General features: G+C 71.1%; 11 protein-coding genes and 1 pseudogene. 4 read left to right on the forward strand and 8 right to left on the reverse strand.

Annotation, left to right across the window (positions count from 1 at the left end; all coding sequences use genetic code 11):
* Positions 1 to 272 precede the first annotated feature (272 nt).
* Positions 273 to 2,825, reverse strand: a complete 2,553-nt coding sequence (locus tag ACZ52J_RS35560) for an ABC transporter permease (protein ID WP_465624708.1) — start codon at positions 2,823 to 2,825, stop codon at positions 273 to 275.
* A gap of 6 nt (positions 2,826 to 2,831) precedes the next feature.
* Positions 2,832 to 3,611 (reverse strand): ABC transporter ATP-binding protein, encoded by a 780-nt coding sequence (locus ACZ52J_RS35565; protein WP_465624710.1) that lies wholly within the window; start codon positions 3,609 to 3,611, stop codon positions 2,832 to 2,834.
* A 138-nt stretch (positions 3,612 to 3,749) separates the two neighbouring features.
* Between ACZ52J_RS35565 and ACZ52J_RS35570 the strand changes: the two genes are divergently transcribed.
* Both ACZ52J_RS35570 and ACZ52J_RS35575 read left to right on the forward strand, forming a co-directional pair.
* On the forward strand, positions 3,750 to 4,127 hold the full coding sequence (locus ACZ52J_RS35570) for a BlaI/MecI/CopY family transcriptional regulator (RefSeq protein WP_465624734.1): 378 nt from the start codon (positions 3,750 to 3,752) through the stop codon (positions 4,125 to 4,127).
* Between the two features lie 10 nt (positions 4,128 to 4,137).
* Positions 4,138 to 5,094, forward strand: a complete 957-nt coding sequence (locus tag ACZ52J_RS35575; protein ID WP_465624712.1) for a M56 family metallopeptidase — start codon at positions 4,138 to 4,140, stop codon at positions 5,092 to 5,094.
* A gap of 281 nt (positions 5,095 to 5,375) precedes the next feature.
* Here the strand turns inward: ACZ52J_RS35575 and ACZ52J_RS35580 are convergent, their stop codons facing one another.
* Positions 5,376 to 6,371: a ribosome-inactivating family protein gene (locus tag ACZ52J_RS35580; RefSeq protein WP_465624714.1), complete on the reverse strand. Its 996-nt coding sequence runs from the start codon at positions 6,369 to 6,371 to the stop codon at positions 5,376 to 5,378.
* A gap of 225 nt (positions 6,372 to 6,596) precedes the next feature.
* On the opposite strand from ACZ52J_RS35580, the gene ACZ52J_RS35585 reads away from it, so the two are divergent.
* Positions 6,597 to 6,998, forward strand: a complete 402-nt coding sequence (locus tag ACZ52J_RS35585) for a hypothetical protein (RefSeq protein WP_465624716.1) — start codon at positions 6,597 to 6,599, stop codon at positions 6,996 to 6,998.
* 166 nt (positions 6,999 to 7,164) lie between these two features.
* Here ACZ52J_RS35585 and ACZ52J_RS35590 read toward each other — a convergent pair whose 3' ends face one another.
* Entirely contained in the window at positions 7,165 to 7,608 is a 444-nt protein-coding gene (locus ACZ52J_RS35590) for a hypothetical protein (protein WP_465624718.1), read from the reverse strand.
* 49 nt (positions 7,609 to 7,657) lie between these two features.
* Entirely contained in the window at positions 7,658 to 9,007 is a 1,350-nt protein-coding gene (locus ACZ52J_RS35595; RefSeq protein ID WP_465624720.1) for a M48 family metallopeptidase, read from the reverse strand.
* Positions 9,008 to 9,168: 161 nt separating this feature from the next.
* Between ACZ52J_RS35595 and ACZ52J_RS35600 the strand changes: the two genes are divergently transcribed.
* Positions 9,169 to 9,567: a hypothetical protein gene (locus tag ACZ52J_RS35600; protein ID WP_465624722.1), complete on the forward strand. Its 399-nt coding sequence runs from the start codon at positions 9,169 to 9,171 to the stop codon at positions 9,565 to 9,567.
* Positions 9,568 to 9,784: 217 nt separating this feature from the next.
* Here ACZ52J_RS35600 and ACZ52J_RS35605 read toward each other — a convergent pair whose 3' ends face one another.
* The 3 genes and pseudogenes from ACZ52J_RS35605 to ACZ52J_RS35615 all read right to left on the reverse strand — a co-directional run.
* Complete coding sequence (locus ACZ52J_RS35605) at positions 9,785 to 10,510, reverse strand: dienelactone hydrolase family protein (RefSeq protein WP_465624724.1); 726 nt, start codon at positions 10,508 to 10,510, stop codon at positions 9,785 to 9,787.
* Positions 10,511 to 11,158: 648 nt separating this feature from the next.
* Positions 11,159 to 12,019, reverse strand: a pseudogene (istA, locus tag ACZ52J_RS35610) (IS21 family transposase); the annotation flags it as partial.
* 92 nt (positions 12,020 to 12,111) lie between these two features.
* A partial coding sequence (locus ACZ52J_RS35615; RefSeq protein WP_465624726.1) for a reverse transcriptase domain-containing protein occupies positions 12,112 to 12,960 on the reverse strand: 849 nt, incomplete at its 5' end.

Below are 12,960 nucleotides of genomic sequence, written 5' to 3' on the forward strand. Positions count from 1 at the left end.
CGAACGCCTCGCTGCGCCTGTGCTGGTCGTGCCAGGGGTTCGGTCGGCGGGAAGGAGGGCTCGCTGCTGGAGCTGCGGGAGTTCGGCGGCGCCCATGGTCCGGCCGAGGCGACGGCGAAGGCGATCAGTCCGCCGAGGAGGACGGGGCGGGGCACGAGTCCTCGGCACCGTACCGGAGGACGCAAGGGCGGTATGCCGGGCGGCGGCGCGGGTCCGGGGGGTTCCGCGCCGCCGTCCTGGGGGTGCCTCCCGGCCGAAGGCCGGGGGCCGGTCTATGCGGTGGCGATGGCGGTCAGGACCTTGGTCCGGGCGGCCTTCATCGCGGGCAGGATCGCCGCTGCCAGGCCGGCGAGTGCCGATCCGGCGAGGACGGCGAGGATGGTGGTCCACGGGATGCTGAGTGCGGTGACCCCGTACAGGGTGAGGACCTTCTGCCCGGCGATGCCCCACGCGAGCCCGAGTGCGAGGCCGAGCAGCGCGCCGTGGACGGCGATCAGCACCGACTCCAGTCGGATCATCCGGCCGATCTGTCGGCGGGAGGTGCCGACGGCGCGGAGCAGGCCGATCTCGCGGGTGCGCTCGACCACGGACAGGGCGAGGGTGTTGATGACCCCGAGGACCGCGATCAGGATGGCCAGCGCCAGCAGCGCGTAGACCAGGTAGAGGACGGTGTTGACCTGGCCGGTGATCTGGTTCTTGTAGTCGGCCTGGCTCTGCACGGTGACCTGTGGGTAGCCGGCCAGGGCGGTGTCGAGGGCGGTCTGAACCTGTTTCTTGTCGGCGCCGGGTGCGGTGTTGAGGTAAAGGGTGAAGTCCTGGGCCTCGGGGGCGTACGTGCCGAGGGTGTCCAGGGAGACTTCCCAGCTGCCGCCGTCCTTGCCCGCGCCCGCCGGGGGCTTGGCGATCGCGCCGACGGTGAGGGTGCCCACGTTGCCGTTGAGGAAGTGCAGCTCGACCGGGGAGCCGATCCGCAGACCGTCGGCCTTCGCGGTCGTCTCGTCGACCATCACCTTGCCGGCCGCGACGTCGGCGGTGGAACCGGCGACGTACTGCGGCTTGACAGCCCGGTCGACGGTGGCGACATCGACACCCGAGAGCACGAGTTGGAAGCCGCCCAGGTGGGCGACGGCGTAGCGCCGGCGGGTGACGGCCTGGACGCCGGGGATCGCGTGGACCTTGGCGGTGACTTCGTGGCCGATGGGCTGCTGGCCGTTGCCGGTCAGCACGTAGTCGGCGCCGAAGGTGTTGTCCACGTCGCGGTTGATGGACGTGGTCAGCGAGGCGGCCAGGACGGCGATCGCGCCGACCAGCGACAGGCTGATCATCAGCGCGCCCGCGGTGGCGCCCGTGCGGCGCGGGTTGCGCACCGCGTTGAGGCGGCTGATGCGGCCGACCGCGCCGAACAGCTTCGGGAACGGGGCGCCGAGGCCGTGCACGACGAGCCGTGAGAGCGCCGGGCCCAGGACGACCAGGGCGACCAGCGAGGCGACGATGCCGCCGCCGAGCAGGCCGGCGGCTGTGATCAGTGTGGCGTGGTGGGTGGCGGCGCCGTACAGCAGGCCAAGGCCGGCCGGCAACAGCACGGTGCCCAGGGCCGTTCGGCGGCCCAGCGGTGCGACGGGCGGGGTGGCGGCCTCGCGCAGGGCGGCCATCGGGGAGATGCGGGCGGCGCGGCGGGCCGGCAGGTAGGCGGCGACCAGCGTGACGAGCACGCCGACGCCGTAAGCAGCGGCCGGGGTGAGCGGGTTGATGACCAGTGCGGTGCCGGACAGGTCCACGCCGAAGCTGCTGATCAGGCTCTTCAGTAGCGCGGCCAGGCCGATTCCGGCGCCCAGGCCCAGCGTCGAGCCGACGACGCCGAGCAGGAGTGCCTCGGTGAGCACCGAGCGGGTGACCTGGCGGCGCCCGGCCCCGAGCGCGCGGAGCAGTCCGAGTTCGCGGGTGCGCTGGGCGACCAGCATGGAGAAGGTGTTGAGGATCAGGAAGATCCCGACCAGCACCGCGAGGCCGGCGAAGCCGAGCAGCGCGTAGGTGACGACGCTGAGGAAGGAGCTGACCTGCTGGGCGGCGGACTGGGCCTGCTCCTCCTTCGTGGCGATGGAGAAGCCGTCGCCGAGTGCGGCGTGGATGCGCTGCTGGGCGGTGGTGTGGGTGGTGCCGGGGGCGGTGTCGGCGGTGACGGTGGTGAACTGGCCGGGCTTGCCGAGCAGGGCCTGCTGGGCGGTGGCGGTGTCGACGTAGACCATCGTGACGCCGGGGTTGCCGGTGCTGAAGGTGACGATGCCGACGACGGTCGCCGGGGTGGAGCCGGTCGGGGTGAGCACGTGCAGCGCGTCCCCGAGGTGGACACCCTTGTGCTGGGCGCTGGCCTGGTCGATGACCAGCTCGCCGGCCTTGGTGGGGGCGTTGCCCTGGACGAGGCGGACCTGCGGGTTGTCGTACCAGTTCTGGCCGAGGGTGGGTGCGCCGGTGGTGGGGCCGACCGGCTTGTTGTCCTTGCCGACGACGGTGAGGTTCTGCAGGCTGACCTGGCCGTGTGCGGCCTGCACACCCGGGACGGCGGCGACCTTGGCCACGACGGATGCGGGCAGGGTGGGGATCTCGCCGGACAGGGCGCGGTCCTCGATCTCGGGGGTGAACGCCTGCTTGGGCTTGATCGTCACATCGGCGGCGGTGGAGCTGGAGATGCCGGTGAATGCGAGGTTGATGGTGTCGGAGAAGACCAGGGTGCCGGAGACGAACGCGACCCCGAGCAGGACGGCGAGGGTGGACAGGGCCATGCGGCCCTTGTGGGCGAGGAAGTTGCGCAGACTTGCCTTGATCACGGTCCGTCAGCTCCTGCGTCCGGCGCCGTCGAACTGCCGCATCCGGTCGAGTACCGAGTCGGCCGTCGGCTCCGCGAGCTCGTCCACGATCCGGCCGTCGGCGAGGAAGACGACGCGGTCGGCGTGGGCGGCGGCGACCGGGTCGTGGGTGACCATCACGATGGTCTGCCCGAGGTCGTCCACGCTGCGGCGCAGGAAGGCCAGGATCTCGGCGCCGGCGCGGGAGTCGAGGTTGCCGGTCGGCTCGTCCGCGAAGATGATCTCCGGTCGGCTCGCCAGCGCCCGCGCGCAGGCGACGCGCTGCTGCTGACCGCCCGACAGCTCGCTGGGCCGGTGCCCCAGGCGCTCGCGCAGGCCGACGGTGTCGATCACCGTGTCCAGCCACGCCGGGTCGGGCCTGCGGCTCGCGATGTCCATCGGCAGCGTGATGTTCTCCAGTGCGGTGAGTGTCGGGAGCAGGTTGAACGCCTGGAAGATGAAGCCGATCTTGTCCCGGCGAAGCTGGGTCAGGTGCTTGTCCTTGAACCGGGTGACCTCGGTCTCGCCGATCCAGATCTGCCCAGCGGTCGCGGTGTCCAGGCCGGCCAGGCAGTGCATGAGCGTCGACTTGCCGGAGCCGGACGGGCCCATGATCGCGACGAACTCGCCGCGCTGCACCGAGACCTCGACCGCGTCCAACGCCACCACGCAGGTCTCCCCGCTGCCGTACGCCTTGGTGAGGCTCTCGGCGCGGGCCGCGATGGCCTGGTGCGGGGCGGGGACCGCCGTTGCTGTGCTCACGCTCATCCTCCTGGGTTTCGCTGCGCGGCCTGCGCACTCGTTTGCGGGCATGGCAGACTCGGGGCAGGCAGATAGCTTCTACGAACACGTAGAACTTCTACGAGTTCGTAGAAGATAGCGCAGGAGGTGACCGGGTCCGTGACCATGGACGAACCCACCCCGCCCAAGGGCGGCCGGGCCAGGGGCGAGCTGGAGGCCGACGTCCTCCGCGCGTTGCAGCACGCCGCCCCCGAGGCGCTGAGCCCCGGCGAGGTCAGGGAAGTGCTCGGCGGCGATCTCGCCCACACCACCGTCGTCACCGCCATGTCGCGGCTGCACGCCAAGGGCCTGCTCGAACGCACCCGGCGCGGACGGACCTTCGCCTACGTCCCCGTCGCCGACGACTCCGGACTCGCCGCCCGCCAGATGCGCCAGGTCCTGGAGGGCAGAACGGATCGCGAAGCCGTCCTGACCCGCTTCGTCGACGACCTCTCCGACGACGACGAGGAACTGCTGCGCAAGCTGCTGGACCCGGGACAGTAGGGCCGCCCCGATGTACGTCGCCGTCTACCTGCCGCTGCTCTTCCCGCTGCTGGCCGCCCTGGCGGCCAGGCCGCTGGGCGAACGACTCCCGCCCCGCCTGGCCACCTGGCTGCTGACCGTGGGCGCAGTGGCCCTGGCAGCCGCGAGCAGCCTGGTCCTGGGCATGCTCGCGATCACCGCACTGATCCGCTTCCCCGCTCTCGCCCGGCTGGCGCAGGGTCACTGGTCGGCACAGGCGGCCCAGCACCACGACCCGGCCGCACTGTCGGTCGGCCTGCTCGCCGCTGCCCTGCTGGCCACGGCCACCACCGCGACCGCGGTGCTGCTGTGGCGCCGAGTCCGCACGCTGGCCGCCGCCGCCGCGGAAGCCGCCTGCCTACCCGGACGCGATCAGCTGGTCGTCGTCGACGACCCGGCCGCCGAGGCGTACGCCATCCCCGGGCTGCCCGGCCGCATCGTCGTCTCCACCGGCATGCTGGCGGCCCTCGACCCCGACGAGCACCACGTCCTGCTCGCCCACGAGCGAGCCCACCTGGCCCACCACCACTACCTCTTCGTCGCGGTCGCCCAACTGGCCGCCACCGCCAACCCGCTGCTACGGCCCCTCGCCGACACCGTCACCTACACCATCGAACGCTGGGCCGACGAGAGCGCCGCCACCGCCATCGGCGACCGCCGCCAGGTCGCCCACACCGTGGGCAAAGCCGCCCTGGCCTCCCGACGCACCCGCACCCGCCGCTGGATCCCCGCCGCCGCCCTGGGCATCCTGGGCCGCTTCTCCCCAGCCGGACCGGGCCCCGTACCGCGCCGGGTCGCCGCTCTCCTCGCCCCACCGCTGCGCAGCCGCGCACTGCCACTCGCCGGCATCCCCGCACTGCTGCTGGCCAGCGCCGCGTGCGCCGCCGAGGCCGCACACGACCTGGAACTGCTCCTCGAACTGGCCAAACGCGGCGCCTCGCAACACTGAGGGAAGGCAGCGCGGCCAACCGCGCACCCGGCGGCGGTCGTGGCGAAGGCCGTGCGGCGATCGTGGCCGAGCCTCCAACGCGGCGCCTACGGGCTGACGAGCAGGGCGCCGTGCACCGTGCGGCCGTCGGCCAGGATGATCGCCATGAACGATGCCCTCATCCAGTGCTGCCCGCTCCGGTCCCGGTCTCGTTCAAGCTCCTCAGCAACAAGCCCCTGGGAGGAAAGCCGGCCCGGGCCGACTTCCTCCCAGGGGTGGGTTCGCGGAGCTCCTACGCCCTGTTATCGGCCCTTGACCGTCGGGGCGAGCGCCAGCGCCAGGTACGCCAGGGCGCGGGCGACGTTCTCCACGTGGGGCACGTGCGGGCCGACGTTCAGGCCGCCACCGTTCTGGCCTGCGGCCGCGTACCGGGAGAGCGCGCTCCAGCCGTTCTCCAGCTCCTGCTGGCGGGCGGGCATGGTGTACGCCATGTTGTGGTTCGCCATCATCTGGATCACGATGCCCTGTACGTCGCGGAGCCGGGCGGCCTCGGCCGTCACCTGGATCAAGCGCAGGAGGGACCTGGCGGTGGCCTGGAACTGGCTTTCGCCGTTCTGCTCGGTGCCGCGCGCAAGGTAGGCCAGCTGGAAGACGGAGTTCATCAGTGAGCTGTAGCTCATGCCGGTTTCGTCACGGTTCACGCCCGGGCCGCCCTGCGCCTGCGGCCGTGCCATCTGCGGGTAGCTGCCGTCGTAGGACAGGCTGCGGTAGGTGGCCGGCGGGAGCAGTCCGCCGTCGGGGCCGTTGCGCAGGGCGTCCATGGTCCGGCCGAGGTTGAACCCCTCGTCGTTGAACGCGTAGGTGATGTCCCCGTCGCCGGGCCGGGCGTCGACGGGGGTCGTCGTGAAGCCGCGCAGGTACAGGTTGTCCGGAGTGAACCAGAGCCGCAGCGTCATCTGGCGGCCACCGCCGTTGACGGCGTTCAGGTCGGCCCGGATCAGCGACACCGAGTTGGAGCCCTGCGTCATGTAGGTCTCGCCGTTCCAGCGGCTCCCGGAGGCGTTGCGCAGACTCTGCAGGAAGGTGCCCCAGTCCTTGGAGATCTGGCCGGGGTTCTGCCACTCGCCGCTCATGTTCACCCAGCAGTGGGCGACGTGGTAGTCGCCGGTGTTGGCGCGGGCCGCGCCCGCGCCGGAGACCAGGGTCACCACGCCGGCGACGATGGCAATGAGCAGGGCGGTGAGCCTGGTCCGCAGGTTCCGGCCGAACGCCGGGCGCCGCGAATGTGTCAAATGCATGTCATTAGTCCTTGATCAAGGGGGATCCGCGTCGGTGGACGCGGATCCTCGACGGGCGTGCTCCGGTCGGCCGCCGACATCGCGGCCGTCGCACGTCCCGCGCCCTCGGCGTTCCTCAGCCGATCGGCCCTCCCACCCTCCTGCACCGCATCGCCTGCGCACATCAGTCATCTGACTGCACGTGGACGACGCCGCCAAACCAGCACGTCCGCGTCGCCGTAGCCGATGGAGAACGCTCTGCCGAAGGGACGCCCCGCCCCGACGACGCATGAGAAACTCCGCCACCTCGAAGCCACACGGGGTCATCCGCACACGGCCTCTGCGGGCACAAGCCGCACCCTGGCCGTCATCACCCGGCCGGAACCGGACGGGGAGATCGCCGACGGCCCGCAGCTCAAGCACGCCTCCCGCCGGGCCCTGGCCGACGCGGTCACCGCCAGCTACGGGCAGGCCGACCAACTGTGGGCCAAGGAGTTCAACACCGAGCCGGAGACCGCCGCCGCCGAACGCCTCGTCGCCATGCTCCCGGGCCCGCCGCAGCGGCCAGACGGTGGCGATCGGCCCGGTGTCCACCGTCTCCACACCGGCCTCGACAACGTCAACACCCGCCTCGACCCAGGCCCTTGAGTAGGACCGCACCCGCGCACCCACCGCTCCCTCGCCGCGCTCCCGGCCCCCGACTGACCGGCGGAACCGGTGTTGCCGCCGGAGTCGGCCGCGCTACCAGTACCCGGCCTCGCGGGCGAGGGCAGCTTCGTTGCGCTCTTCACGAAGGGCCTTCAGGTCGTCCACGTCACGCTTGTTGCGCTTCAGGTCGAGTCCCCCGAGCGGGAAGTTCCAGGAGTGAAGTGCTAGCCGAATGTGACGTTTTGTGGTGCCGCCCCCGCCACAGGCCTGCGTCGTGCGAGCGGCCGACGACGCACCTGTTGGCTTCCTCGATCACACCCCAGTGGGCGGAGGCCTCGATCTCGATCGGCCCCCAGACCTCCCCGACGATGTCCAAGCCGCGCCGTGACGTCGCTCCACTCTGGTCCAGTGCGAGGGCGACCTCGATGGCTTCATGCACCAGCACCGGTCCCAGGTCGTCCCCAGTAGCAGGTGTCGTCCACCACCCGTCCCCGTTCTCGTCTGTCACGTAGTCGACGTACAGGGCGTCCTCGCGCCCGGCTTCAATAGCGTGACGGAAGATCCAGTCCGAGTCGTCGGGGCCGTCCAGGCCGGTTATGGCCGTGCGCAACGGTTGTCCTGGTGGGCCAGGGAGGTGGCTCCGCCGCCGGCCCGCCTCGTCAGCCGGCCAGCAGCCCGGCGGCGATCCGGGCGCGGTGCGGCGCCAGCTCGGCGGCGATCGAGGCGCCCTCGGCGGCGGTGACGGTGACGGCGGCGTCCCCGTCCCCGGCGCGGGCGGCCAGGGCGATCCGCAGGTGGGTCGGCGGGTGGGAGCCGTCCACGGCGGACCGGTCACGAGCACTGAGCCGCAGCAGGCGCTCCCGCTCGACGGCGGGGACGGAGGCGAGGTGCTCGCGCACCCGCTCCCAGAGCAGGTCCGGCGCGGGCGGCGCGGGCGCGTCCTCGGTCCGGCGGCTCCGGGCGCGGCCGATCCGGGGCCGTCCGCGCTCCTCGGCCCGGATCTGGTGGATCGCGGTGTCCACCGAGCCGGGCAGCAGCAGCGCCGCGAGCATGCCCCGGGCCGCCTCGCCACCCGCCACCCGGGCGGCGAGCACGTCCGAGTGGTACTCGGCCTGCTGGCCGGCCCGGGAAGTGAGCCGGTCGAACAGCACCAGCCCCTGGTGCAGCACCCAGGCGACGCCCCGCAGCACCAGCCGGCCGAACACCGCGCCGAGCCGTACCAGCATCGAGACCTCGTCCCGGCCCACGCCCGGCCCGTCGTGGCCCGGGCGGGCCATGTCGTACCAGGCCCAGAGCGCCGAGACGGCGCTGTACAGCCAGAACGAGCGCCGGCGGTCGCCGTTGACCCGGTGGCCGAACTCGTGGCCGAGCAGGGCTGTCCGCTCGCGGTCGTCCAGTACCTCCCACAGCGGCAGGCCAAGCCGCAGCACCGACCGGCGGCGCAGCCCGACCAGCCCGTACGAGGCGTTGAACTCGTCGGTGACCTGGATGACGTCCACCGGGCGGGCGCCGACCTCGGCGGCCACCCGGTCGGCCAGCCCGTACAGGGCCGGCGCCCCGGCACGGTCGAGCACGCCCGCGTCCTTCGGCAGCCGGCCGAGCCGCGGGCGCAGGGTCACCGCGATCACCAGCACCACCGCGCCGACACAGCGCTGCACGACGGTCCCGGTGATCAGCAGCCAGAGCGCCAGGGCGAAGGTGCCGAGGGTGACGAGGTGGACCACCCCGGCCGCGGCGGAGGCCAGCAGCCAGTCCCGGCGGGCGGTGGGGGAGTCGCCCCCGGCGGCCTGCTCCTCGTAGAGCCGGTCGGCGCGGGCGACCGCGGCCCGCTCGCGCCGGGTGGGCCCGGGGGCGGCGTCCTCGCCGGGCACGAGGTTCCAGTCGCAGGCCGGGCACCAGAGGAGGAAGCGCGGGTCGTCGGTCAGGGGGGCGACGCAGCGCGGGCACGGCGAACCGTGGACGGGCCTGTCGGCGGACGCCGCGGCGGGCGGCTCGGGGTAGGGGGACACGGTTGATCATGATGGCGGGCCGGGGCGCCGGTGGGCAGGGGGGTTATTCGTATCGTGACCATGCCCGTCGTGACCCCTGCCCGTTGTGACCCCTGCCCGTCGTGACCAAGCCCTGCCCCGTGACGCGCAGTTTGAAGGCCAGCCGCGAGTGGACGCGCACCGTGACCCTGGACGAGAGCCGTAGCAAGACCGTGAACGGCGGGGTGGGGGCGACCCTCGTATGGCTGTCGGCGAAGGCGGCCGTCGAAGCCGAGCTGCAGCGGACCCTGTCCGTTGCCATCGGCAGTACACACCTGTTCGCGGAGGAGTTCAGCATCACGGTCCCCGAACGGACCGCTGTGCGGATCGCGTTGCGCTGGAAGCACGTCGTTCAGTGCGGCAGTGCCCGGCTGATGCTGCCCAATGGAACGATGTACAGCGTGCTGTACCGGGCTGTACTCAAAAGTCCGACCGGCGTTTGCCCCGGTTCGGAATCGAACGGGGGCCGAAGCCGAGAACGTTGGCATCAGGCATCAGGCATCAGGCATCAGGCAGTCGGCAGCTGGGAGCGGTCCGCGTGACCTGTGGCGATGGCGCCCGTTGCCCTTGGCGTGGCAGAACCCGAGACCCCGGCCTTGCTCCCGATACGCCGGACCTCGTTCGGCTGCCCGCACCTCCCCACGGGCCCGGGCGGCAGGCCGATCCCGCCAGCCGCTGACCGTGTCGAGGGTGAGGCCACCGGAGCCGGTGGCGTCGACGGGCCTGGTCCGCGGCCCGGAATCGCGGTTGTCGACCGGATCACTCCGTTGCGGTCAGGCACTCGGCGAGCAGGTCGACGACGTCGTGCCAGGCTCGCTGCGCGTGCCGTGGGTGGTAGCCGACGCCGGGGACCACGGGGTGGTCGACCGGCGGGTGGTGGAAGGCGTGCAAGGCGCCGCCGTAGACCACGAGGCGCCAGTCGACGCCCGCGGCCTGCATCTCGGCGGTGAACGCGCCCCGTTGCGCGGGCGGCATGATCGGGTCTTCCGACCCGACCCCGGCCCACACCGGGCAGCGAATGCGCGCCGCCTCGCCCGGTCGGCCCGTGGTCAGCGCGTTGACTGTCCCGATCGCGCGCAGGTTGACGCCGTCGCGCCCGAGTTCCAGCCCGACGGCGCCCCCGGTGCCGTAGCCGATGGCGGCGATCCGGTCGGGGTCGGTCCGCGGCTCGGCGCGCAACACGTCGAGCGCCGCATGACCGATGCCCCGCATCCGGTCGGGGTTGGCGAGCAGCGGCATGCAACGGGCCAGCATCTCCTCGGGGTCACCCAAATAGCGCCCGCCGTGAAGGTCGAAGGCCAGCGCTACGTATCCCAGCTCGGCGAGAGCATCGGCCCGGCGGCGCTCGACGTCGCTGAGCCCCATGCCCTCCGGCCCGAGCAGCACCGCGGGCCGGCGATCGACTCCGGCCGGGAGTGCGAGGTGCCCGATCATCGTCAGACCGTCGGCCGGGTACTCGACCGTGCGCGTGGTAATCGTCGCCATGCGACTGGACTGTAGTGATCGTCGAGTCCGATCGGGCCGCTGTTCTGCCGCCGGCAGAACAGCGGTGGGCGTTCCTCTGAAATGCGGCGATGGCTCACGATCCGCCACAAACCCCGTTCCCGCGGCAGCGGTTTCGGATCACCTGCCCTGGCCACGGTGCTGGAGGTGGACCTGCCGGTTCTTCCGTCGGCTGGCAAAGCGGCTGACCTTCGGCGCCGAGCGCTGGCCGGGCCCGGTCGGCCCCCACGACTCCGAAGGCCGGTGGGACGATGCCCGCAGACTCCTCCCCGACGCAACACTGCCCACAGCCGACCGGGTCGCCGGACTACTCCCGCTCTTCGACGCGCAACGGCTCAGCACGATCAGCACCCTCACCGTCGACCAGCTCAGCGAGGCGAACGGCCAGGTCTGCGTCCAACTGGGGACCGCCCCGACCCGTCCTGCCCGAACCACTCGCCGCACTCGACCTCGACCTGATCGCAACCCGCCGCCCCTACACAGTGATCGGACACGCCGACCAGACGCCCTGGCTCTTCCCAGGGCAACGCCCTGGCCAACACATCAGCGCCGGCCGTCTCGGCCAACGCTGATCAACCTCGGGATCCAACCCGGCCAGGCCCGGTCAACGGTCCTGTTCGCCCTCGCCGGGGGCAGGGTGAGCATCGCGCCCCGGTCGGCTTCCCAGCGTTCGGCGGGCCGGCAGCCGATCGTGCGGTGGTGTCGACGGTTGGCGATCTGCAGCCATGCCGTGAGCTGGGTGTTGAAGTCGCCCGGTCCGGCGAACGTGCGGCCGGGCAGGAAGCTGGTCTCCAGATAGCCGTTCACCCGCTCCACCAGGCCTTTCGCCTCCGGGTCGCGGGGCCGGCAGAGGCGGATCCTGATCGCGAGCAGGCCGGCGAAGGCCGCGAACTCCGAGGTCAGCTTTCCCTGGCCGACGCCGCTCTCGTTGTCCCAGACCAACATCTTCGGGACGGCCTGCCAGCCGGACAGCAGCCGCCAGTGCCCGTCGATCAGGTCGGCGGTGGTCCGGGACGGCAGCATCCGAGCCGTGATCATCCGTGAATAGCCCGCCACCATGACCAGCACCGGAGGGCGTCCCGTCTGCCCGTAACCCAGCGGGATGTCCGTCGGCGGGAACCACAGATCGCACTGGGCGAGCTCGCCCGGCTGGTAGACGGTCCGCGAGACGGGATCCACGGGAAGGTAGGCGGGCCGCAGCTCGCGGACGCGTTCCTTGAGGATGGTCAGCCCGCGTGTCCAGCCGATCCGCTCGGCGATCACCGTGGCCGGCATCGTCGGCGTCTGCTTCAGCAGCTCGCGGATGGCCGGCTCGAAGACGTCGACCGCCGATCCCTTCAGAGGGCGCTGGTAGACCGGCGGCCGGTCCGAGGCCAGGGCCCGTGCCACGGTGCCCCGGGAGATCCCCAGTTGCCGGGCCACGGCCCGTGCCGACAGACCCTCGGCCCGGTGCAGCCGGCGAATCTCGGCCCAGTCCTCCACGCCGATCACCTCTTTCCTCCTGACTCCCGTACCAGTGAAGTCAGGATGATCAAGAGATCACGCAGTGACCCGCTTTTGATCCGCCGTCCGTGGTCCTCGTTTCACCCGTCGCCGACAATGTCAGTCCAGGAGAACTTCGTGACGTAGGCAGGGGTGCCAGGGGCACCGAACACCCATCGGTCATTCCTGAACTTGTTGCGTTTACCGAAGTACTGATTGACGATCCAGCTCTTCGGCTTGTGGGGATGCGTCCAAGTTGTCCATTTGTATTGCAGCCTCCACAGGTAGTTGTCGAGGGAGCTGAACATCTTGGACGACACCACGCCCCGGTAATAGGCCGCCCACCCCCTGATGATGGGGTTGAGCTTGGCAACGACTGCCATCGCGTTCGATCCGCGCAAGGTGCGCATCTCCTCCGCGAGTCTTTTCCGGAGGCGCCCGACAGTCGCTTTGCTCGGCTTGATCAGCAATTTGTGGCGGTAGCGGCGGACGTTGAACCCGAGGAAATCGAACCCGTCTCGCAGGTGAACGATTTTCGTCTTGTCCTCGTTGAAGACAAGCCCTCGGGGCGCCAGCCACTCCGCCAGTTTCGCCTTGGTCTGGAGTGCCTGTTCCTGGCTGTGACAGAGCACGACCATATCGTCGGCGTAGCGGACCAATACCGGGGAGTCCTTTTTCGTATCACCGGCTTGAGCGCCGTTGACGACATAGCGAACTCCAGCGGCTTCCTCTAGGCCGTGCAGTGCGACGTTCATCAGCAGAGGAGAAATTACACCGCCTTGGGGCGTTCCCTCCTCGGTGGGAGTGAACCCCTTACCGGTTTCGAATACTCCCGCCTTCAGCCAGTCGGCGACAATCCTTTTGGCAGGAAAGTGGCCAATTGCCTGTAGAAGGCGAGCATGGTCGATCCGGTCGAACGCCGCTGCCAGGTCCGCATCAAGCGCCCAGAC

It is taken from the genome of Kitasatospora sp. NPDC034035 (assembly GCF_055575755.1).

Bases quoted from the DNA above. Each gene is read 5' to 3' on its own strand.
- ACZ52J_RS35570 (WP_465624734.1), top strand. From the start codon at position 3,750: ATGGACGAACCCACCCCGCCCAAGGGCGGCCGGGCCAGGGGCGAGCTG.
- ACZ52J_RS35580 (WP_465624714.1), bottom strand. From the start codon at position 6,371: ATGCATTTGACACATTCGCGGCGCCCGGCGTTCGGCCGGAACCTGCGG.
- ACZ52J_RS35605 (WP_465624724.1), bottom strand. From the start codon at position 10,510: ATGGCGACGATTACCACGCGCACGGTCGAGTACCCGGCCGACGGTCTG.
- ACZ52J_RS35585 (WP_465624716.1), top strand. From the start codon at position 6,597: ATGGAGAACGCTCTGCCGAAGGGACGCCCCGCCCCGACGACGCATGAG.
- ACZ52J_RS35565 (WP_465624710.1), bottom strand. From the start codon at position 3,611: ATGAGCGTGAGCACAGCAACGGCGGTCCCCGCCCCGCACCAGGCCATC.
- ACZ52J_RS35575 (WP_465624712.1), top strand. From the start codon at position 4,138: ATGTACGTCGCCGTCTACCTGCCGCTGCTCTTCCCGCTGCTGGCCGCC.